The organism is Paenibacillus sp. B2(2019) (genome assembly GCF_008370385.1).
In the GTDB taxonomy this organism is placed as follows: Bacteria; Bacillota; Bacilli; order Paenibacillales; family Paenibacillaceae; genus Paenibacillus_AQ.
This window is the reverse complement of sequence record NZ_VTZR01000013.1, coordinates 194,341-217,050: the sequence shown is the minus strand read 5'-3', so window position 1 is coordinate 217,050 and position 22,710 is coordinate 194,341. Positions and strand designations below refer to the sequence as shown.

Genomic DNA, 22,710 nt, shown 5'->3' with positions numbered 1-22,710 from the left:
TAGCTGTGGAGAACCGTAGCACCCCCTCCAATTTTATTAAGAATGTTATTACCGAAGACCTCCGTACCGGTAAAGTAAAGGAAGTTATCACACGCTTTCCGCCGGAGCCGAACGGTTATTTACATATCGGACATGCCAAGGCGATCTGGATTAACTTTACACTGGCGGACGAGTTCGGTGGCAAGACTAACCTAAGATTTGACGACACGAATCCGGCTAAAGAGGATACGGAATATGTAAACTCGATTCAGGAAGATGTAAAGTGGCTCGGTTATGAATGGGAAGAGCTGCGTTTTGCATCTGATTATTTTGAGGAAATGTACAAACGTGCCGAATTATTAATTACAAAGGGCAAAGCCTATGTCGATGACCTCAGTGCGGATGAAATTCGTCAATTGCGTGGAACGCTGACGGAACCAGGAAAGAACAGTCCGCATCGTGATCGTAGTATCGAAGAGAATTTGGATCTGTTCCGGCGTATGCGTGCAGGCGAATTCAAGGACGGTGAGAAGGTTCTTCGCGCCAAGATTGACATGTCGTCACCGAACATTAACCTGCGTGATCCTGTAATTTATCGGATTACACATGCACATCACCATAACACAGGCGATAAATGGTGTATCTACCCAATGTATACCTTCGCTCATCCGTTAGAAGATGCTATTGAGGGGATTACTCACTCCCTTTGCTCGCTCGAATTTGAAGATCAACGTCCATTCTACGATTGGGTTGTAGCTGAATGTGAGATGCCAGCTGTCCCTCATCAATATGAATTTGGTCGTCTGAATCTGGCTCAAACGATGACTAGTAAGCGTAAGCTGAAGCTGCTTGTAGACGAAGGACATGTGGATGGTTGGGATGATCCACGGATGCCTACGATTTCTGGTCTACGCCGTAGAGGATATACGCCGGAAGCGATTCGTAAATTCGTGTATGAAGCAGGGATCTCCAAGAGTCAGGGTCTGGTGGACCTGCAAATGCTGGAGCACTTTATCCGTGAGGATCTTAAGCTAACTGTACCGCGTACTATGGCTGTGTTACGACCGCTTAAGGTTGTTATCACCAATTATCCAGAAGGTCAAACAGAATGGCTTGAAGCGGAGAATAATACTGAGAATGAGGAAATGGGTGTACGTCAAATTCCGTTCTCGCGTGAAATTTATGTTGAGCGTGATGACTTTATGGAGAATCCGCCGAACAAATATTTCCGGTTGTTCCCTGGCAATGAAGTACGTCTGAAGCATGCTTATTTCATTAAATGTAATGAGGTTATTAAGGATGAGAATGGCGAGGTAGTGGAGCTGCATTGTACGTATGATCCAGAAACGAAGAGCGGAAGTGGATTTACAGGCCGCAAGGTAAAAGGTACGTTGCACTGGGTTGAAGCTAGCCAAGCGGTTCCTGCGGAATTCCGTCTATACGAGCCTCTGATTTCTGCTGAAGAAGCGGATGAGGTTGTGGAGGTTGAAGGTTTGGATTCCTCGGTAGAGAAATCGGAGCCTAGCTTCTTAGATCAGCTTAATCCTAAGTCCATAGAAATCCTGCAAGGGTTTGTTGAACCTGCGCTTAAGGATAGCGTGGCTCAGGATAAATTCCAGTTCTTCCGTCATGGCTATTTTAATGTGGATAGCAAATATTCGGCGCCTGGACATCTCGTATTCAATCTTATCGTTTCACTGAAGAGTTCATTTCAGCCTCCTAAACAAGGCTAAACAGATAAATTAATCAAGGTAACAGCAAAAAGCAGGCTCAAACGTCCCGAATAGGTACGTTTGAGCCTGCTTTTTGTTGAATTATAATGCTTCGATGTCGAAGATCTCTTCATCTTCCTCTGAAGGGGGGCGATACCCTCCACGGCTAACAAAGAGCCACATGAAACCAAAGCCAAGCGTTCCAATAAGCGTCAAGAATACACCCGTCTGATACATGCTTTGTGCACCCAGATACTGATACATCCAACCTCCGAGAATACCTCCAATGAAACCGGATATCCCACTCCAGCTTAGGGTGTAGAGCGCTTGTCCGGAAGAGCGATAAGGCCGTGGAATCAGGAGCATCGTCAATTGGGTACCTACATAGAAAAAGCCGCCGAACGTTATGCAGTGTAAAATTTGAATGAACACCACTTGAAGGGCAGTAGTCGCATCAGCCATAAACCACCAACGCAGAACGAACAAACCACTGACCAATGCAAGCCAGCCGAGCAGAACAGAAATTTTGCGTTTCAGGAACCGGTCACAGAGAACGAATACGCCTACCTCCAAAATGGAGGAGAGGAATACGGCAAGACCGATCATTTTTTTAGAGCCGCCCAGATCCGTAATATACAAGGATATAAATGTGGTGTTCATAGTGTTTGGAATGGATACCAGAATACCAAACAATAAAAAGCACAAGAAAAAAGGATTGAAAATCAACTTACTTAAGCCCTTATACGGCATCGGAGCTCTCATAATGGTATGGTTAATTTTAGGCAATACAAGAACGGATAGGATTGATGCACCTAGTAACGCTGTAAGCAGATAGGTCAAGATAGATACATCAGCCCAATCCAGGATAAAGCCGGCGACAATCGCAATCACTGCCCACCCTATTGAACCCCAAAGCCGGAAAGAACGGAAGCGCTGATTAGTTCCGTCAATATAGCTGAGAATCATTGTGTTGCTTTGAGCAAATAGTGGTCCTTGGAAGAAATAGAACAAAATAATGGCGTTATAGATCGTTTCATATGTATTTGCTCGAAACATAAACTGTGAGAACACTAGCGTTCCGAATAACATTAGCAAAACGATACGCCGTATATTCTGAGAACGGTCTGTTAAGAACGCCCAAAATGGATTTGCAAATATGGATACTAGCGCTCCCATAGAGAATAAGACACCAATCTCTAATTTGTTCATCCCTACATCCAGCAGGTATAGTTGAAAGAAGCTGGTGAAGAGGACCATGGTTCCATATACAAAAAAATTGAACCATTTTAAAGACGTGATAGAAGATGGAATAACGCCTTTTCGCAAATGGTTCACTCCTTTCTCACTAAATATCTTGCATGGAGTAGAGTGGCCAATAGTAGGCCCTTCTATCACTGTAACACGTGTTGAAAAGGGATACAAACACCCTTTTTTACTTTTTTACATTATTTTGGGTTTTATTTATGTTTGAGACGATAAGCGACAAAAAATGCGTGAACGCGTGCGTAGAAGGTACAAACGCTAAGTGTAACGGGCGTTATTTTGGCCTTTGACTATTCCCGCAGGATGGGAAATGACAAGGCAGTATTGTCTGATCGGCGCGTTTAACTTCAGTTTACAATCTGCAGATAGGATGGGTGTAAGGCGAGAAAGATATTACTATGCTTTTCTCGTAGAGCTATTAAGAAAAGGGGAGTCATTGTCATGAAGAAATCCGAATCCAAGCGAAAGATGGCGCTGAAGCCGTTCTTAACGCTACTAAGAGAAACCAAGCCTTCATACGGCTTATTGGCTATAGCCATTGCGTTAAGCATGATATCGACATTGGTTAGTCTGGTCATCCCGATGTTCACTAAGAACTTAGTGGATGGCTTCTCTCTGGCCTCCGTGAGCAAGCTGCAGATTGCGGGTATAGCAGCTGCGTTTATTGCGCAGACCATTGCGGGAGGGATCTCTATCTATCTGCTCAATTATGCAGGTCAAAAGATGGTTGCAGGTCTGCGGGACCGACTGTGGCGTAAATTTCTAGTTCTGCCTGTGGCTTATTATAATGACAACCGAACGGGAGAAAGTGTCAGCCGCATGACGAATGATACAGGGATCATCAAAACGCTGATTTCTGAACATCTAGCCAGCTTATTTACCGGAGTGATCTCCATTGTAGGTTCGATCTCAGTTCTGCTATTTTTAAATTGGAAAATGACACTTGTTCTATTCACTGTTCTTCCACTTTCGGCGCTGATACTAGTACCACTTGGGCGGCAGATGTACAAAATTTCCAAGGGAATGCAAGATGAGACAGCTTCTTTTACTGCTACACTTAGTGGTGTTTTATCTGAGATCCGTCTGGTCAAATCCTCAGGCGCAGAGAAAAAAGAGTACGAGGCAGGCAAGACTGGAATTATGAACCTGCTTTCCTTTGGTATTCGTGAGGGCAAGATTAGCGCGATGATCAGTCCACTCGTCTCCTTTGTTTTTATGATGCTGCTTGTGGTCATTATCGGTTATGGTGGGATGCAGGTATCTTCCGGCGTCTTGACGGCTGGAGAACTGGTCGCCTTTATTCTTTATCTTATTCAGATTATTATGCCACTTACTCAACTGACTACGTTCTTCACACAGATTCAGAAAGCTAAGGGTGCCTCAGAGCGTATTATTGAGACCTTGGCAGCAGAAGAGGAAGTATATGAGGGACAGGAAGAGGCAAATGGCGCAGAAGGTCCGATCTCAGTAGAGGGATTAAGCTTTGGATATAAAAATGGTGAGAAGGTATTGAATGATGTAAGCTTCCAGATGCTTCCTGGTCAGGTAACGGCTATTGTCGGACCGAGCGGGGGCGGCAAGACCACTTTGTTCTCGTTGCTAGAACGTTTTTACGAGCCTCAGTCAGGTCTGATAAAGCTGGGTGACAAGCCAGTGTCTACATTCTCATTGCGTTCGTGGCGGAAGCTTATAGGGTATGTCTCGCAGGAAAGTCCACTGTTGGCTGGTACGATTGCTGAGAATTTAACCTATGGATTGGATCGTGACGTTAGCAGGGAGGAGATGCACGCAGCAGCAGCAATGGCTTATGCAGATGGCTTTATTGATGCCCTTCCTGAAGGATATAATACGGATGTCGGCGAAAGAGGCGTGAAGCTGTCTGGTGGACAGCGGCAACGGATTGCTATTGCTAGAGCACTGCTGCGGAACCCGAAGATTCTTATGCTTGATGAAGCCACTTCCAGTCTGGATAGCCAATCAGAAGCCGTGGTGCAGAAGGCACTGTCCAATCTGATGAAGGGTCGGACTACGATTGTAATTGCGCACCGTTTGGCTACTGTTGTAAATGCAGAGCAGATTATTTTTATGGAAAAAGGTCAAATTACCGGAAAGGGAAGTCATGAGGAACTACTGGAAAACCATGAGCTGTATCGTGAATTTGCCACCCAGCAGCTACAGATGAATAACCCCGAGGTTCAGGACATTGAAGAGGAGGCTCCAGTGCTACATGACAAAAATACTAGTAGTGGACGACGATCCGCACATCCGCGAATTGGTAGAAGTATTTCTGAGAGCTGAAGGAATGGATGAGATCTATGGAGCTTCCGATGGACTGGAGGCTCTTCAGATTCTGGAAGGTAATAACATAGATTTAGCTATTATTGATGTGATGATGCCCAACATGGACGGCTGGGAGCTATGCCGGCGGATGCGCCAGAACTATGATTTCCCGATTTTAATGCTGACAGCCAAAGGGGAAACCTCACAAATTGTAAAAGGCTTTGAGCTGGGTAGTGATGATTATTTGGTCAAGCCATTTGAGCCGGTTGTACTTATTGCGAGAGTAAAGGCGCTGCTTAAACGATATCAGATTTCTGCCGCGCAAAGTGTGACTGTAGGCCGATTGCGTATGAATCGCAAAACCTACGAGGTGTCCTCAGAGTATGGGGAAATTACCTTGCCGCTTAAGGAATTTGAGCTGTTGTTTAAGCTGGGCAGCTATCCGGGGCAAACATTGACAAGAGACAGGCTGATCGAAGAAATTTGGGGTTATGATTTTGAAGGGAATGAGCGGACACTCGATGTGCATATCAACCGTTTGCGTGAACGGTTCAATCAGGATAACTATGGATTCGTTATTCGTACGATCCGTGGTCTAGGGTATCGGTTGGAGGCTGAGCATGAATAAGTTTAAGGAGATTCTCAAGCGGATTGGGATGACTCTTGTGTATTTCGGTGGCGTTGGGATTAGCTGGAGTGCAGCTTATTTCCTGATGAACTGGATATATAGCAGGGTTGGGCGTCCCTCCTCGGAGTATGTTGTTCAATTAATCAGTGTGATGGTCGGTATTGTGATCTTGTTCCTGATGGCATTATTAACCTCAAAGTTTTTTCGGGGCTGGGAACGTGTTTTCTATAACTCGATCATCGAAGGTTTAGGGCGTATTGCTAAGGGTGATTTCGATGTGGTGCTGGATAATAAAAAGGACTACAGGGAATTCGGTGAAATTGTAGAGAGTATCAACGTAATGGCCAGCGAACTGAGCCAGATGGAGACTATGCGTCAGGATTTTATCTCCAATGTATCGCATGAAATCCAGTCTCCGTTAACCTCGATTCGGGGGTTTGCTCTTGCACTTCAGGATGAGACTGTAAGTGTGGAGAGTAGAAGGCATTATCTTAATATTATTGTGGCTGAGAGTACCCGTGTATCTGGGCTCAGTGATAATTTATTGAAGCTGTCCGCGCTTGAATCGGGCAATTTCCCGTTTGAAAGTCAGGTTTACCGTCTGGATAAGCAGCTTCGTGATACTATTCTGGCTTCTGAGCCACAGTGGCTGGAGAAAAATATAGAGGTAGAGGCCGAACTGGAAGAAGTGAATGTAACTGCGGTAAAAGATTTAATGACCCAGGTCTGGACCAATCTTCTTCATAACAGCATTAAATTCACTCCCCAGAATGGATGCATTCATATCAAACTTCGAACGGTAGATGAGCGGGTAGAGGTGGAGATTCAAGATAGTGGGATTGGTATCTCTGAAGAAGACTTACCTCGCATCTATGATCGCTTCTATAAGGCAGACAAAGCTAGAACAGCGAGCGGAGGCGGTAGTGGACTGGGTCTATCACTGGTTAAGAAGATCGTTGAGCTGCATAAAGGTAAAGTAACCGTGGCCAGCCGACCGGGTGAAGGAACGGCTTTTGTAGTGAGCTTGCCAATGCAAAAGAAATAAATCGGCAGTGTTTATGTAAATATGAATATTTACATAAACATGCAACAAAATCCGGCATGTCTTTACAATCTTCTACTATTCTAAATATAGAATAATAGAAAATTAAAAAGTCATCGGAGGATTAATCATTTTGAAGAAGAGCAAAATTCGCGTTTTTCTAACTAGTTCGCTTGCCGTATTATTGTTAGCACCCAACTTTTCATTACAGACAGTTTATGGTGCTTCAGGAGAATCAGCGCCTGATATCACGTCTACAGCCTCTGAACATTCTGGGAAATGGATGACAGGTGAATACCATGCACATACGTTTGAATCGAACGATGCTCAGGAGTCATTGAAAAGTGTGCTCGATGCTGCATTTGAACAAAATGGTTTTGACTGGATGGCATTGGCTGATCACCTTCGGGTATCTGACCGGGATGACGAAGGGGTGAATCTACCTGGCGGCTCCATTCCGATGTCTCAAGGTATTGTGGATTATCAGAATGAGAAAATTAAGAAGTTACAGGCAGAAGGCAAATATGCTGGAAAAATCATTTTTTCAGGCTTTGAGTGGGATATGCCCCAATACGATCATGCTGCAGTTGGGATTGTTACAGATCATCCAGGGTCTGCAGAAGCTTTGAAGGCCATTAATCAATTTGAATATTTATTTACTAATCGGGATGTAAGTATGTTCGATCCTGCAGATGTGGCTAAGTGGAGTGTAGCAGATAAGAGATCTTTTTCTACAAAAGAAGATACTCGCACAGCTATGAAATGGCTAAGTAGTCATTATCCAGATAGCTATGTCCTGATCAATCACCCCTCCAGAAAAAATGGTACAAGCTCGGAGCTTAAAATAGAGGATATCCGTGACTTTAACAATATCGATCCGAATCTTGTCTTCGGCTTTGAAGGTATGCTGGGCAATCAGATGGCGAGTGATCGGGGAGAGACGTCTGAGACTTACGGAGGTACAGACGTCAAGGTTGCACAGCTTGGAGGAATGTGGGACGCACTGCTGGGTGAGGGCCGCAGATTTTGGAATTTTGCTAACTCTGATTTTCATTTCAAAACAAAAAATGATCAATTTTCCAGCGGTTACTGGCCTGGTGAATATTCCAAGAACTATACCTGGGTGGATGGCTCCGATATTAACGCTGTCGTAGATGGCATGCGGTCAGGGAAATCCTTCTCTGTTTTTGGGGATCTCATCAACGCATTAGAGTTTAACGTGTCTGGAGATGGACAAGAGGAAGATATGGGTGGCGAACTGGACGTAAAACAAGGCGACGACCTAGAGCTTACGATCCGTTTCAAAAGTCCACAGCAAAATAATAATGGCGACGCCGTTAAGGTAGACCATGTAGATTTGATCTCCGGTGAAGTCCATGGCAAGGTTGATCCAGGTACACCTGATTACACCAAAGCGACTAACGATACAACAAAAGTGTTGAAACGCTTCACAAGCGAGGACTGGACTACAGATTCCGAAGGCTACAATGTTATTAAGTATAAGGTAGAGGCAGCGGACAAGGATCGTTATTTCCGGTTAAGAGGGACTAACCTTGGAACTGATGTTGCGGGAGAAACGGTTAACGGTGAACCGCAGATTGATCCAAAAAATAATACCGTCGATAACCTGACTCGTTTCGAAGAAATCAACGCCCGTAATTATAGTGATATGTGGTTTTATTCCAATCCGATTTTTGTGGATGTGGAGTCGTACAGCGATCAGCAGGCAGTTAACGATACTATGACTGCATTAGATCTAGGAGACACAAGCGCAGTAACTTCTGATCTAACGTTGCCTACTGAAGGCAAACACGGGACAAGTATTGTGTGGAAAAGCTCCAATCCGGTTCTAATGACGAACGAAGGTAAAATCATATACCAACCTAAGAAGGATACGAAGCTGACCTTAACAGCTACAATTCAGCGGGGATTGGCTACGGAAACGAAGGCTTTTGAAGTAACGCTAAGCGGAGATGATAGTATCACCCCATTGCTGCTTCATAGCACATTAAAGACTGAGAACGGACAAGCTTATTTAAGTGGTGACTGGACGAATCAGAGTGTTTCGGTAAGCGTGTATGCTAGCGTATATATTCCTGGTGCGGATGTATCCATTCAATTAGCGACTGATGTAAACGGAAATTTCCTGCCCTATGAAAGTGGGAAAGTGGTTGAGATTTCGGAAGAAGGCCAACATCAACTGCAATTCAAGGCAACGGATTCTTTAGAAAATAAGACAACATTGCCGCTTGCTGTGAATATCGATCGTACAGCACCTGTGATTACCCTGAAGGGGGATAGCCGTCTTAGTCTGACCCAAGGGGATGACTTCAAGGACCCGGGCGCAGACGTTACTGACAAGGTTGGGATTGCAGGCTCTATCCTGGTGACAGGAACAGTGGATGTTCAGACTCCAGGAACCTATACACTGAAGTACAATGCGACAGATTTGGCTGGCAATGCGGCTACTGAGGTTGTACGCACAGTAGTTGTAACTGCGGGCACTAGCAGTGGAGGGGGGAATAATAACGGAGGAGGCAGCGGACCAGTTGCAACTCCAGCTCCTACCGCGGCGCCATCTCCTACAGAGCAGCCTTCTACAACTCCGCGTGTGGAATTGGAGGTAAAAGCACAGCAGGGAGGAACGGGCACACTTAAAGACGTGGGCAGCTTTACGATTCCAGCTGGAGCGTTGTCTGGTAACAGCGAAATTGCCTTTTCGGTTATTGCTGCTGATGAGACACCAGCAATGGGCGCTCTTCAGGCTGTGAGTGCAGCAGTAGAGCTTACTAGTGACAAGGCAGGCATGCTCAATAAGCCTGTGGAACTGTCCCTCAATTACGATGCGGCCAAGATTACATCGGGGCATAAAGCAGCTATCTACTATTACAACGAGCAGCTTAAAAAGTGGATTTATGTTGGTGGTCAGAGTCAAACGGGTGGAACTATAACTGCAAGCTTAAATCAGCTTGCCAAATATGCTGTGTTTAATTATCAGGCCCCATCGATTACCGATTTGAATACACATTGGTCCACGGCGTTTACAGACCGTCTAATCGGTATGGGCGTCATGAAAGGGTACGAGGATCATACCTTCCGTCCGAATGAGGATGTTACTCGGACACAGTTCGCTTCTATGATTGTACGGGCGCTTGGTTTGCAATCAACAGGTAGCACAGTGAAATTCGCGGATCAAAGTGCGATTCCAGCTTGGGCTGCAGATGATGTAGCAGCGGCGGTAAATGCCGGAATCCTTCGTGGATATGATGTGAACGGGAAAATGTTCTTCGAGCCTTCAGAAAAGATTACCCGTGCCGAAATGTCAGTTATGCTCGCGAATGCTTTGAAGGCTAATGCCCATAAGCAAACGGATAAAGAGGGGGACTTCGCGGATCTTACCTCCATTCCACAATGGGCACAGGCATCTGTAAAAGCGGGTGTTGAAGCGGGTATTTTGGGTGGATTCGAGGATAACACATTCAGACCTGAGAACAATGCTACAAGAGCGGAGGCAGCAACGACGCTTTACAAGCTGCTCGAGGCTCTATATCTATAATAGTGGATGGTGAAGGCTATCCTTTAATCTCTAAATGAAACGCCGCTTTTCCCAGATGGCTTGGGGAAAGCGGCGTTTTTAATGAGACGGACTAGCCTCCAATTTGAGACATACGCCGAGCCGTCGGCGTGTGGCTTTGTGCTTTTTTCTCCAAGGCTAATGCCATTTCGTGGTTATGTGGCTTGTTACCCAGAGCTTTGCGGAATAAGGCCTGCACTGCTGCGGGATCGCTTATTAGGGGACGGACATTGTACTCATCTTCCCAATACAGACAAGCTTTGATATGGCCATCTGCTGTTAGTCTTAGACGATTGCAGTTATCGCAAAAGTGATCGCTTACGGGATGGATTAATCCGAACGTTCCTTGCGCTCCAATAACCCGCCGATTCTGGGAAGGGCCATTACCAGATGGCATCTCAGCTTCCTCGGTTTCCCTGCCGGCCGCAGTACAAGCTTCTATAACAGTTTCCAGCGGCAGATAGGATTGGCGCCAAGAATCAGTAGCACTTCCGATAGGCATGTATTCAATAAAACGTACATTTAGTGGACTGTTCAACGTAAGGGAGATGAAGTCTTTGATCTCGTCATCATTAATCCCTTTCATCAATACAACGTTAAGCTTGATCGGCTCCAGCCCGGCAGCTTGTGCTGCCTCGATCCCCTTTAGTACCTTGGAGACCTCACCGCCGCGTGTAATCATAGAGAAGCGATCTTGCCGTAAAGAGTCCAGACTGATATTCACCCGTGACAACCCGGCTTCTTTTAGCAGCGCTGCTTTAGCTGGAAGCATTAATCCGTTCGTAGTCAGTGAAATATCATCGATCCCCGGAATGGCAGATATCATAGTTACTAGCTTCTCCAGGTCTTTGCGTACAAGAGGTTCTCCACCTGTTAGCCGTACCTTGCGTAATCCAAGTGGTGCTAGCGATTCCACAACTGCGGTGATTTCCTCATAGCTCAGAATCTCGTCCTGCGGCTGGAATTCCATCCCTTCCGCTGGCATACAATAAATGCAACGCAGGTTGCAGCGGTCGGTAACCGAAATGCGGATGTAGTCATGTAAACGTCCAAAAGGGTCCGTCAGCGGCTCCATAGCGTTGCTCCCTTCATTTGTTGGTGTTTTGAATGCTTCCCGCCTTAAAAGGAAGCGAAGGTGTTTATACTTGTTTAGAATTTTAAAGATCGCTCGCGGGTACGTCAATGAGCAAACTATTGAACGGGTTAAACTCCCCCTATTTGAATAAGGAGGGTTGTGATTTAATTGCATAATAATGGACAAACTAAATAGAATGACAAAGCCGAAATAGACTTGCGAAAATGTGACAAAAGTACGACAAATGAAGTGATTAGTCATAGAATGCTCACGGAAAGCGTTTTTAATATCCGATATAATCTAGGTGCGGATTACTTTTACGTTCACTTTTGCGAAAACAGAAAGGATACCGGAAATTGCACGTCGATCATGTGACGGTGTGTGACCGGGAAACCCAATGAGGAGGATTTGCAAAATGACTATGCAAACTGTTCCATCGCTCGCCGTGCCGGAGGCATTTAGCCATTGGTTGGAAAGTCGGGGATTAATATATCAGCTTTTAGTGGATTTTTTGGGCAGAAAACCATCACTCTCACTTGTGGCTCAGTGGAGCCGCAATCGCAAGATGAGTGTTGCTGCAGAGATGACGGAAGGCGGACGGGAACTGAAGCGCTATCTGAGTCAGGAACCGAATAAGCTACCCCATATATGTGAGAAAGAGACCCAAGAATATAAACGGCTTATGCATGAACAGACAGTAAGCTCTTTTAAATTACGTGAAGCTGCTATTCTGGGTCGTTCTGAAGATTTCTGCAACGTGCTTGCTGATGTGTATACTTCCGCAGGAATTGTATTTAACAAATGTAATGGTGAAGCTGATGATCATATTGCTATTGAGCTGGAATTTATGGCAGTAATGCATGAGCGGATGTTGTACAATAGCTTCTCAATTAGAAGTGCTATGGATCTACTTGATATTCAGGTAGCCTTTTTGGAAGATCATTTATTGCAATGGACTCCACAGTTCTGTGAGAAGTTAAATGCAGCAACGAATAGTACGTTGTATTTGGGACTTTCCCATATGCTCGCTGAGTTTCTACCCCTTGATCTGCAGATGCTACGTTCCTGGAGAGCTTCGCTGGAGAGCAGTGCAACAGCAATGGTATAACAACACTATAATGCAGAGCCCGGCCTATAAATTAGGTCGGGTTTTTCTTGCTGTGGAAGTGTAAATAGTGATTTAAATGGAGGTCCAATTGGAGCAAGTAAATGAAAACCTGAGTGAAGTCCCAAATGACGATCCAATTGATGGTCTAGAAGAATAGTTAGGGAATTTCTCCCTGAAATTCTGAGTTTATTGATCACAAACCTTGTTATTAGGGAAAACCTCCCTATAATTCACCTGATTTGGCGCTAAATCAGGGAAATTAGCTAAATTACAGGGAGAAATTCCCTGATTTTATTAATTTAGAGCGATTATCGGAAATTTAGAGGGAGTTTTTCCCTAATTAGTTTTAGACCCACTGTCCACCGCACAACTACCCATCGCACAACCGCCTATCGTCAATCCCCCGCCCGCCCGTCCAACCACTCATCAACCACCTACAAAAGTCTAATGGGTTACTTTGCCCATTCCATAAAAAAGAAGCTGCCCCATAAGTAGTATTCACTACTTTGGAGACAGCTTCTTCATTTAGCATGTTTACTTGATATGCATCAAGTGTTCTAGTCAATTACCTTTTTACTGCGGAATTTCATCAGGAATTCATACACGACTGGCACTACTACAAGTGTCAGCAGTGTGGAGCTGATCAAGCCGCCGATAACGGTAACGCCTAGCCCTTTGGAGATGATCCCTGCACTGTTTTCAAGTCCTGTAACCAGTGGCAGCAATGCACCAATCGTTGCAAGTGCAGTCATCAGGATTGGACGTAAACGTGTGCCGCCTGCTTCAAGCAAGGCTTGACGTGTGGTCATTCCTTCTTTTTCCTTATGAATAACGCGGTCGATGAGGACAATGGCATTCGTGACTACGATACCAATCAACATCAGCGCACCCATGAGGGAGGAGACGTTTAAGGTTTCCCCAGCGATCAGAAGGGCTACGAGTACCCCGATAATGGTGAAAGGAAGTGAGAACAGGATAGCAAATGGAGCTAATCCACCGCCAAACGTAACCACAAGCACGAAGTATACGATGGCAATAGCAGCCGCCATAGCAATACCTAATTGACCAAATGTGTCATTGATCTGCTCGGTTACACCACCGAAGCTAACCGTCACGCCATCTGGTAATTCCATAGCATCTATTTTTTCCTTCACGAGGTTTGAAGCACTGTTGACGTCACTTGAAATAATCTCGGCAGTGACATCCACCTTCATTTTACCGTCCATCCGAGTAATCGAGTCAGGGGAAGAGCCGTTTTCAATTTTAGCGACTTGCCCGATTGGCACGGAAATGCCTAGTGGTGAAGTCAATGTAGCCTCTTCCATTTCTTTAATACTCTTATACGTTTCTTTATCAGTTTCGATATAGACTTTGTAGTTCTTGCCGTCCATTTCTACTTCTGTGAGTACTGGACGTGTACCTGCAGGAGCAAGCTTCATCGCAATTTGTCCCGCTGTAAGTCCAAGGGAGCTAAGCTTTTCTTGATCCGCTACAATCGTATATTGATCGTAAGCTTCTTTGAGACTTGTTTCGCCATCCTTGAAATTAGTGGTGTCAGCCTGTACGATCTTGGCGATCTCATCCGCTACCGGCTTAATTTGATCTAGTTCGTCTCCGAATACATTCACGGTTAACGTGCTTCCACCCATACCTCCGCTCATCATCGCGGACATATCGCCCCACACACCATCTGGGACTTCTGCGGTTAAGCCTTCGATCAACTTCTCTTTTACATTTTCGAAATCAGGAGTATTACTATCGTAAACGATGAAAAAGAGTCCTGAGTTGCTGGATCCGCCCATACCCATCGGGCCGCCGCCACCAATGGAATATTGCATTTTATCTACATGCTGCTGCGCTAAAATATATTTCTCAGCTTTCAGGCCTTGTTCTTGAACTTCTTCAGTTCTTTGTCCAGCCTTCGGTGAGTAGGTTAGCATAACCGTTTTATCCTCTTGGGAAGGCATAAAGCTAACGCCGATAGGCTTGATCAGGAACAAGCTGCCCGCCAGGAGCAGAACCGCTACTCCGAACGTAACGAGTTTATGGGAAAGACACCAGTTCAGAATCTTTTGGTAACCGGCAGACATTCTGTCTGGTTTCTCACTATGCGTCTTCTTACCTTTCAATCCGTTGCGGAACAGGGAGTGTGCCATTGCAGGAACCAGGGTAATCGCAACTACCAACGAAGCGAGCAGGGCGAAGACCATGGTTAAAGCGAAAGGCAAGAACAGCTCTCCAACCATACCACTTACTAGAGCAAGCGGTAAGAATACCGCGATGGTTACAATCGTAGAGGACATGATTGGTACGAACATTTCACGAGTGGCTGCACTGATTAATTCCCGGCCTTTTAGCTTCTCGCCAGATAACGAGAGTCGCCGGTATATGTTCTCTATGACTACAATCGAGTCATCGACTACCCGTCCGATGGCAACGGTCATCGCACCAAGGGTCATCATATTAAGCGTAATGTCCATTTGACGCAGACATAACACTGCGATCAGCAATGATAAAGGAATAGAGATGATAGAAATGATTGTCGAACGAATATTCCGCAGGAAGACCAAAATGATAATTACTGCGAAAAGGGCGCCAAATACAGCTTTGGACAACATTGTATTTACGGAGTCCTCAATCGGCTTACCTTGGTCAAGCAGAACTGTAAGGTCAATGCCTTTATATTGTGCTTTTAATTCTTCAGTTTTGTCCTTAACACCATTTACGACATCAACAGTGTTGGCATCGTTGGCTTTGACAATCTGGATACCGATCGATTCTTTACCATTCGTACGGGAGATCGATTCAGAATTACCAACAACCTCAATTGTAGCAAGCTCTCCCAGCTTCACGGTTGGCAATCCCATATTTGCAGCTCCGCCAGCAGCGCCTGCACCAGCAGCACTTCCAGCACCTGCATCGGCAGCGCCAGCTCCAGGAGCCCCAGCGCCAGCAGCGCTCGCTGCACCAGTTGGCATAACTGGAATGGTCACATTTTTAAGATCTTCAACGGTGGTGATGTTGCCATCCACAACCACTGCCTTTTGAGCTTTGTCCATCTCGAACAGTCCTAGTGGAACACGGAGGGAAGAGCCTTGAATGATCCCTTTAACCGTATCTTCAGTCAGTCCGTATTGCTTGAGCTTCTCTTGATTGAACTTAAGCGAAACTTCTTTAACGTATTGTCCAGAGATTTGAATAGAAGCAACACCCTCAACATCTTCAAGGGCAGGGCGAATATCGTTCTCGGCAATACGGGTTAGTTCCTCGAGATCTTCTGAATCCCCATTCGATAAACTAAGGGAGACGACAGGCATTGAGCTAAGGCTAAAACGGGAAATGGAAGGCTTTTGCACATTGTCTGGCAATGAGACCTCATTCAGCGCTTCGCGAACAGCTGCTGTAGCATTATCCAGATTCGTTCCATAATCAAACTCGATTTGGATACTGGAGGCATTCTCCAGAGAAGTGGAGGTGATTGTCTTTACACCATCCACATTGCGCAGCTTTTGCTCCAACGGTTTGCTGACATCATTAACGACGCCTTCTGGTGCAGCACCCGGATAAATGGTTGTTACGCTAAGATAGGGTATACTAATATTAGGTAAGGTTTCTTGCTTCATTGTCAGTCCGCTATACAAACCGGCAAATACAATAATTATCGTCAGAAGCCAAATGGCAAATTTGTTCCTGAGCGAGAAATTAATTAAGCTTTTCATAAGTGTTGTTTCTGCTCCTCTCGGGCCTTTTCTTTACGAAATAGGGCGCCATTTTGAAAATTTATAATACTCGCTATCCATGTTCTTCTCTCTCACGAACTCTTTATAGAGCAATTAACGAAATAAGCATGAATGATTTGAAAAAGAGGTAACCAGCTTCCTCAATTCTTCCAATGGTGTAGTGAGCTCTGAGCAGGATTGGAGGTTAGACAACATCCCCTGTATGATTGCTTTGCGTGGGTGTGGTAAGAGAACTTCACCTTCTAGAATGTTGAGTGATTCCAGCAAATCGGCTGACTCTTCGGGTTCTATACTATCTAATTTACTGACCACAGTCTTCATGTCCTTAATGATCTGCAGTGGATTCTTACGCTTACTCTCCTCATTCTCCTCCATCCAGCTTGCAAGAATAGTAGAGTTGATGAGAGGAGCCTGCTTACTTGTAAGAAGTCCAGCTACAATAATATCTAGCAGATTCATTAGATGATCAGCCATAACGGCAAGGGACAAGTGGGTATCCTGACGAAAAATAACCGCAATATATGACTTGATTAGTCCATGACCTACAATACATAAATCTCCGGTATAGGGAACGATGTCTTTTCCATAAAGGGTCTCCATCTTCACCTGAAACCAGCGCAAGAAGGAAGCATTGTTTCTACGTAGCCATTCCGGTACTTCAGTATCAAATCCTTTTCCGGCAACTTCCTGAATTTGACGCTGTAAGAACTCCCGTAATTCGTATACATGGCTCAGTAGAATTTCTATTTGATTCCTAAGCTTCTCACGCGGTGTTCTTTGGGTCTCTTGTTCTTCACGTAATAAGGGATCACGAATCATTCGGTAACAATAGAGAAAAATACTGCGTTCCAGTTCTTCTTTGGATTTGAATACTAGATACAAGCTTCCCTTCGAAATTCCGCATAATTCGGCGATCTCTTGCATGGACGTGGAAGAAGAGCCTTTCACAGCGAATAACTGCATGGCGATCTTAATAATCTGTTCCTGCTTGTCCACAGTTTTATCGCTCATTGGGGGGATAACCTCCTTTCTGACTACCCAGTTCTATAATTGACTAATTGGTCAAAATAATTATATTCGATCCATCCTGTCATTACAAATTTCAGAACAGAAGGGTTACAGTTTTGTTGTAAATAGATTTTTACACAGTAATTGTCTAGGAAGATATAGGTTCTTCATGTAATATATAAATGTGTCATTTTGGTGTTGCTTTTATGAATAAGAAGGTAGGTACAATATGAGAAGAGGACTTCAATCTATAATTATTATTGGGGCTTTCATAGCATTTTATTATTTTGGTTTTGGTATTTTTGGAAGTACTGCTGGAACGATTATTAGTATTTTCTCCACACTGACAGTCGTTTCAATTAGCTTGGCTATTTTTATGGAGAACCGTAATCCTTCTACTACGATGTCATGGATTCTTTTGCTTGCGTTGATCCCGGTGCTCGGTTTGGTCTTTTATTTTCTATTCGGACAGAATGTATTTAAACGTCGTAAATATGATAAAAAAGCACAAAGAGATCTTATGGCCTATGAGCGGATTGAGAATGACGCTTTGCGTACGCATCAAGATTGGTCGGTCTTTGACCCCTCGCGTCAAAAACTACTATTATTATCCAAGACTCTAGCACGTACCCCTATTTCCTTTGCTTCAGAGACGCGTATCCTAACCAATGGTGAAGAGACGTTTGGGACATTACTGCTAGAGCTGCGACAAGCGAAGCACCATATACATATGGAGTATTACATCTTCCGTGCAGATCACATTGGAACGCGTATTCAACAGATTCTGATCGCAAAGGCGCGTGCGGGAGTATCTGTCCGATTTATGTATGATGCTGTAGGTAGCTTTCAACTCTCCAGAGCCTTTTTGAAGGAGTTAGTTGACGCTGGAGTACAGGTGGCTTCGTACGGTAATTCCACCTCCTTTTTCTCTAGCCGGGTCAATTACCGGAATCACCGAAAAATCGTCGTCATCGACGGTGATGTCGGGTTCATGGGTGGACTCAATGTGGGCGATGAATATCTAAGCCGTAGCAAAACTTATGGATTCTGGCGTGACACCCATATGTTAGTTAGAGGTGAAGCGGTACGGACGATGCAAATCATCTTCTTGCAAGATTGGATGCATACTACAGGTGAAAAAATACTGGAGCAGGATTATCTCACACCACAGCTACACTTTATGACAGGGGACGGAGCAGTACAGATCATTGCGAGTGGGCCGGACAATGAACGCCGTGCACTCAAAAATATATTTTTCTCCATGATCACCTCAGCTGAAAAATCAGTTTGGATTGCCAGCCCTTATTTTATTCCGGACGAGGATATCCTGACTGCGATACGTGTAGCGGCTATATCTGGTCTAGATGTTCGCTTGTTATTCCCTGCTAAGCCGGATAAATGGATTCCGTTTCTGGCTTCGCATTCTTATTTCCCGGCATTGCTGGAGGCTGGAGTGAAGATTTATGAATACGAGAAGGGCTTTATACACTCTAAGCTGTTAATCGTGGATGGTGAAATAGCGACTATTGGTACAGCAAACATGGACATGCGGAGCTTCCATCTTAACTTTGAGGTAAACGCATTGCTTCTTCAGACAGAGAGTGTTACACGAATCGTTGCTGATTTTGAACGCGATTTATTGTCCACCACTCAGATTGTACATGAGACCTTTATGAATAAACGCATGGTGGTACGTATACTGGAATCTGCCGCCAGATTAATGTCTCCACTGCTATAACTTCATTACAGATTAAACCACCGCGGAGGGTGCTGCCTTCTCTGCGGTGGTTTTTGTTTAAAAAGTAGTAAAGCCCAGGTTAGTCTGCAGCCGGAACAGGATGTACTTGAACCAGGTCACATCGCTCTGGTAGGCCTCAAAAGGTAAAGTGAACGTATGACCCTCGTTATTCCATAGCCGATTAAAGTAGGCTTCCATATCTTTGAACAGCGGCTGATCTCGCTTCATAGAAATCCACAGATCATTCTCGAGATTGTAGTCATCTAGATTGCGTGTGGTGAAATTGGTGGAACCGCCAAGAACGATGGAGCTGCCGGTTTGTTTGGCGATAAAGAGCAGCTTTGGATGATATTGCTCTTTGGTTGTATTGTACCAACGAATAGAGATTTCACCGTTCGTGCGTTTGTTCAGATCCATGGCAACTGGACGGTTGGGGATCCCGATTTTATCGCGCCCGAAGGCGTTCTGATTTGGATCCAGAATTAGGTTTACCTTAGCCCCGCGTGATGTAGCCTCTACCAACGCATCCAGAATGGCATCATCAGCAAGATAAAACATCCCCATCCATACGGTATCCCCCTTCCGGGCGGACCTAATGCCTTGCAGTGCATATTTGTATACCTTTCCTTCTGTTAAATAGCGAACTTCTAGAGCTTCCGCTGATGGTAGGTTCTTTTCTTGGGTGAAATTGGGCTTATGAAGTAGCAATGGACCTGCATCTGAAAGATTGGCTGCCGCCTGCTCGGTCTGGAGAATATCGGCAATAATTGGACCTTGTACCTCCAAAGCAATATTGGAGTGGTAGGCGCTGGCATCGTGAACATTTCCAGAGGAAATTAGTGCAGTGTTCTCACTGACAATTACTTTGCGATGGTTCGCCTTCACATTCAGCAGCTTCAGATAAGATCGAGCGGTAATATCCGGTCCACCACTGGCCATAAGATTGGGGATAAAGCCCTTACCGGATTGTCCGAACAATTGAATGAAGGTGCGCCAGACGGCTGAATAGGCAGGTGTAGAATCCCGCAGCGAATTAACATCGGTCATGATGACTCGGATCCCCACGGCCTTCATTTCTTCCAGAAGATGATTGGGCGCCGAGTTGTAATTGGTATTGACCTCATCGGTGATGAAGACAATCTCCATTTCGGGATAGGTTTGCTTTTGTGAGATTAATTTATCTGTCAGCATTCGACTGACTGGAGGGAATGACTGATCTTCATGGGTATAATCATTGAACAGGAACAGGTCGATGACTAAGAACTCCCTTGACTCCTCGATGATATGTAGCATTCTCGGAAGAATTTCACTCTCTTGCTTACCTGTGTCCGTACCGTCTGGATAGGTTAGGTCATGCCAGAAGGATATATTATTCACTTTGTATATGGGACTTTCATAGGAAATCCCTACGGGTAGAGGTTTATGTGTCTGGTATATCATGACGCCGATTAACCAGAGAATTAAAATGACGCAAGCCCATATCACTCGTTTGCGGCGTCGTGAAGAGGTGCGTTTCTTTGGAGCAAAAGTATGGGTTCTATCTTGTATCGCTTGGGGCTGAACGGGTTGTTCACGATCTGATCTCATCGGAAGTTCCTCCTGAAAGTATTGCAGAGCACTTCCTTTATAATTATTATGCTCCGGCGTGTACCAACCTATTAACACCTAGTGGGTAGAAATGAAGCAACCCTCGTATTTCACTCACCTCATATTGTAAATTCATCTGGAGGGATATGTTATAATAAGTACAGTTTAGGAATAGGAGGAACGGAGCATGAATCATACGCCAGAAGAGGCCGTACCATATGATGCGAATAGGCAGTCTGGCGCGGATCATGGCAATGGCCTACCAATTGTAGAGGTTTCGGACAAGAAGTCTTTATTGCCTGCATCAAGGACAGGTGAACGCAAAATAGAGCATGTACGCCTTTGTCTAAATGAAGAAGTCGGTGGCGTTGGTGTGACTACGGGGTTTGAACATTACCGATTTCGGCATAATGCTCTTCCAGAGCTGAATTTCGATGATATATCATTGCAGACTACGTTCCTGGAACGTGAACTTCGTACACCGCTGCTGATCAGCTCGATGACAGGCGGCAGTGCAGCTACAGGAGCCATCAATGCCCGACTAGCAGAGGCAGCGCAGCGTCGTGGATGGGCGCTGGGGGTTGGTTCTGTGCGAGCGGCGGTGGAGCGCTCTGAGCTAACCGAAACCTTTTATGTACGGGACAAAGCACCTGATATACCGGTTATCGCTAATATTGGCGCCGTACAGCTGTCCTATGGTTTCGGGATTGAGGAGTGTCGCCGCGCTGTGGATATTGCTGGTGCCGATTTTCTTGTACTGCATCTCAATGGTCTTCAAGAGGTCTTCCAACCGGAAGGGAATACTGGCTTTGCTTCCTTACTATCGCAGATAGCAAAAGTATGCCGTGCACTTGAGGTTCCTGTAGGTGTAAAAGAAGTCGGCTGGGGCATTGACGGTGATACAGCAGCACATCTTTATAATGCAGGGGTAGCTTTTGTTGATGTAGCGGGTGCAGGTGGAACATCATGGAGTCAGGTCGAGAAGTTTCGGAGTAGAGACCCTATACGGCGCGCAGCGGCTGAAGCTTTCGCAGACTGGGGTACTCCAACCGCAGATTGCATTGCAGAGGTACGTGCTGTCTCCCCGAAGGGCGCATTGATTGGCAGCGGCGGCTTGAAGCATGGTGTGGATGCGGCGAAGGCATTGGCCCTCGGTGCTGATTTAGCAGGCTTTGGACGCAATCTTTTAGGACCGGCAGTAGATTCTGAAGAGGCGCTAGATGCTGCACTGGCTCAGGTAGAGCTGGAGCTTAAGATAGCAATGTTCGGCATCGGAGCTCCCGATTTAGCAACTTTACGTGGGACTTCCCGTTTAATACGTAAATAAAAGTATATGGTAAATATAGAAGTGAGGAAGTGAAAAAAGATGATGATTAAATTGGTTCATATGGATGAGTCTGCTTTTCAATTTTTCTTAGGTCAAGCTACTCGTGACTACGCTGAAGATAAGATTAAAGCCGGCGCTTGGGATCCTGAAATCGCGATGAAGCTGTCTGAGGAAGCTATAACACAGTCATTGCCCAAAGGATTGAACACAGATGGCGCTTATCTATACTCTATAGTAGAGATAAGTAGTGATAGCCAGGTGGGATATATCTGGTTTAATGTAAGTGAAGGTCGCAGTGGTCGAGAGGCTTTCATTTATGATTTCTACATTTTTGAACCGTATCAGAGCAAAGGTTATGGCAAGCAGGCTATGATCGCACTTGATGAAGAAGCCCGTGAGATGAACGTCACCAAAATCGGGTTACATGTCTTCGGTCAGAACAATCGTGCATTTGAGCTGTATAAAAAAATGGGATATACCGTAACCGACATTACGATGTCTAAAGATCTATAATGCTATCCGTGGAGACCTCGAAAGAGGTCTTTTTTGTGTTGTTCTAAGAAAACTAATGTAAATAATTGTGATAAATATATTTGAATTAGGAGGAATAGAAAAATATGATTATTAAATAAATTCCTGAAAATGGATT

Annotated in this window: 14 protein-coding genes; 9 read left to right on the top strand and 5 right to left on the bottom strand. The window is 45.0% G+C overall.

The features are described 5' to 3' along the window. Nucleotides 1-5: 5 nt before the first annotated feature. Entirely contained in the window at nt 6-1,712 is a 1,707-nt protein-coding gene (locus PAENI_RS11760) for a glutamine--tRNA ligase/YqeY domain fusion protein (protein WP_149645362.1), read from the top strand. An 81-nt stretch (nt 1,713-1,793) separates the two neighbouring features. Here PAENI_RS11760 and PAENI_RS11755 read toward each other — a convergent pair whose 3' ends face one another. Then, nucleotides 1,794-3,026: an MFS transporter gene (locus tag PAENI_RS11755; RefSeq protein ID WP_405175197.1), complete on the bottom strand. Its 1,233-nt coding sequence runs from the start codon at nt 3,024-3,026 to the stop codon at nt 1,794-1,796. Nucleotides 3,027-3,395: 369 nt separating this feature from the next. Here PAENI_RS11755 and PAENI_RS11750 point away from each other — a divergent pair, with 369 nt between their 5' ends. The 4 genes from PAENI_RS11750 to PAENI_RS11735 all read left to right on the top strand — a co-directional run bounded on the left by PAENI_RS11750 (nt 3,396) and on the right by PAENI_RS11735 (nt 10,460). Beyond that, a complete protein-coding gene (locus tag PAENI_RS11750; RefSeq protein WP_149645361.1) occupies nt 3,396-5,252 on the top strand; it encodes an ABC transporter ATP-binding protein in 1,857 nt (618 codons plus the stop codon). Then, complete coding sequence (locus PAENI_RS11745; protein WP_149645360.1) at nt 5,182-5,862, top strand: response regulator transcription factor; 681 nt, start codon at nt 5,182-5,184, stop codon at nt 5,860-5,862. Before PAENI_RS11750 ends, PAENI_RS11745 begins: the two co-directional genes overlap by 71 nt. Next, entirely contained in the window at nt 5,855-6,907 is a 1,053-nt protein-coding gene (locus PAENI_RS11740) for a HAMP domain-containing sensor histidine kinase (protein ID WP_149645359.1), read from the top strand. The genes PAENI_RS11745 and PAENI_RS11740 overlap by 8 nt, the downstream gene beginning before the upstream one ends. Nucleotides 6,908-7,037: 130 nt before the next feature. Beyond that, nucleotides 7,038-10,460: an S-layer homology domain-containing protein gene (locus PAENI_RS11735; protein ID WP_262495581.1), complete on the top strand. Its 3,423-nt coding sequence runs from the start codon at nt 7,038-7,040 to the stop codon at nt 10,458-10,460. 91 nt (nt 10,461-10,551) lie between these two features. On the opposite strand, the gene moaA is transcribed toward PAENI_RS11735, so the two are convergent. Continuing rightward, entirely contained in the window at nt 10,552-11,553 is a 1,002-nt protein-coding gene (gene moaA / locus PAENI_RS11730) for a GTP 3',8-cyclase MoaA (RefSeq protein ID WP_149645357.1), read from the bottom strand. Nucleotides 11,554-11,968: 415 nt separating this feature from the next. Here moaA and PAENI_RS11725 point away from each other — a divergent pair, with 415 nt between their 5' ends. Beyond that, nucleotides 11,969-12,661 (top strand): TorD/DmsD family molecular chaperone, encoded by a 693-nt coding sequence (locus PAENI_RS11725; RefSeq protein WP_042192508.1) that lies wholly within the window; start codon nt 11,969-11,971, stop codon nt 12,659-12,661. 557 nt (nt 12,662-13,218) lie between these two features. On the opposite strand, the gene PAENI_RS11720 is transcribed toward PAENI_RS11725, so the two are convergent. Both PAENI_RS11720 and PAENI_RS11715 read right to left on the bottom strand, forming a co-directional pair. Beyond that, on the bottom strand, nt 13,219-16,380 hold the full coding sequence (locus tag PAENI_RS11720; protein WP_149645356.1) for an efflux RND transporter permease subunit: 3,162 nt from the start codon (nt 16,378-16,380) through the stop codon (nt 13,219-13,221). 114 nt (nt 16,381-16,494) lie between these two features. Continuing rightward, nucleotides 16,495-17,412, bottom strand: coding sequence for a TetR/AcrR family transcriptional regulator (locus tag PAENI_RS11715; RefSeq protein ID WP_149645355.1), 918 nt, complete (start codon nt 17,410-17,412; stop codon nt 16,495-16,497). A gap of 226 nt (nt 17,413-17,638) precedes the next feature. Here PAENI_RS11715 and cls point away from each other — a divergent pair, with 226 nt between their 5' ends. Next, complete coding sequence (gene cls / locus PAENI_RS11710; protein ID WP_076285643.1) at nt 17,639-19,147, top strand: cardiolipin synthase; 1,509 nt, start codon at nt 17,639-17,641, stop codon at nt 19,145-19,147. Between the two features lie 57 nt (nt 19,148-19,204). On the opposite strand, the gene PAENI_RS11705 is transcribed toward cls, so the two are convergent. Next, the gene (locus PAENI_RS11705) at nt 19,205-20,734 is read right to left on the bottom strand and encodes a phospholipase D family protein (protein ID WP_149645354.1); all 1,530 of its coding nucleotides are present in this window, start codon (nt 20,732-20,734) and stop codon (nt 19,205-19,207) included. 187 nt (nt 20,735-20,921) lie between these two features. Here PAENI_RS11705 and fni point away from each other — a divergent pair, with 187 nt between their 5' ends. Together fni and PAENI_RS11695 are read left to right on the top strand one after the other, a co-directional pair. Beyond that, nucleotides 20,922-22,061, top strand: a complete 1,140-nt coding sequence (gene fni, locus PAENI_RS11700) for a type 2 isopentenyl-diphosphate Delta-isomerase (RefSeq protein WP_149645353.1) — start codon at nt 20,922-20,924, stop codon at nt 22,059-22,061. A gap of 39 nt (nt 22,062-22,100) precedes the next feature. After that, nucleotides 22,101-22,574 (top strand): GNAT family N-acetyltransferase, encoded by a 474-nt coding sequence (locus tag PAENI_RS11695; protein WP_234530757.1) that lies wholly within the window; start codon nt 22,101-22,103, stop codon nt 22,572-22,574. Nucleotides 22,575-22,710: the final 136 nt, after the last annotated feature.

Excerpts from the sequence above, each read along its gene's own strand:
- PAENI_RS11750 (WP_149645361.1), top strand. The coding sequence starts at position 3,396 with ATGAAGAAATCCGAATCCAAGCGAAAGATGGCGCTGAAGCCGTTCTTA.
- PAENI_RS11745 (WP_149645360.1), top strand. The coding sequence starts at position 5,182 with ATGACAAAAATACTAGTAGTGGACGACGATCCGCACATCCGCGAATTG.
- PAENI_RS11740 (WP_149645359.1), top strand. The coding sequence starts at position 5,855 with ATGAATAAGTTTAAGGAGATTCTCAAGCGGATTGGGATGACTCTTGTG.
- moaA (WP_149645357.1), bottom strand. The coding sequence starts at position 11,553 with ATGGAGCCGCTGACGGACCCTTTTGGACGTTTACATGACTACATCCGC.
- PAENI_RS11725 (WP_042192508.1), top strand. The coding sequence starts at position 11,969 with ATGACTATGCAAACTGTTCCATCGCTCGCCGTGCCGGAGGCATTTAGC.
- PAENI_RS11720 (WP_149645356.1), bottom strand. The coding sequence starts at position 16,380 with ATGAAAAGCTTAATTAATTTCTCGCTCAGGAACAAATTTGCCATTTGG.
- PAENI_RS11715 (WP_149645355.1), bottom strand. The coding sequence starts at position 17,412 with ATGAGCGATAAAACTGTGGACAAGCAGGAACAGATTATTAAGATCGCC.
- cls (WP_076285643.1), top strand. The coding sequence starts at position 17,639 with ATGAGAAGAGGACTTCAATCTATAATTATTATTGGGGCTTTCATAGCA.
- PAENI_RS11705 (WP_149645354.1), bottom strand. The coding sequence starts at position 20,734 with ATGAGATCAGATCGTGAACAACCCGTTCAGCCCCAAGCGATACAAGAT.
- fni (WP_149645353.1), top strand. The coding sequence starts at position 20,922 with ATGAATCATACGCCAGAAGAGGCCGTACCATATGATGCGAATAGGCAG.
- PAENI_RS11695 (WP_234530757.1), top strand. The coding sequence starts at position 22,101 with ATGATGATTAAATTGGTTCATATGGATGAGTCTGCTTTTCAATTTTTC.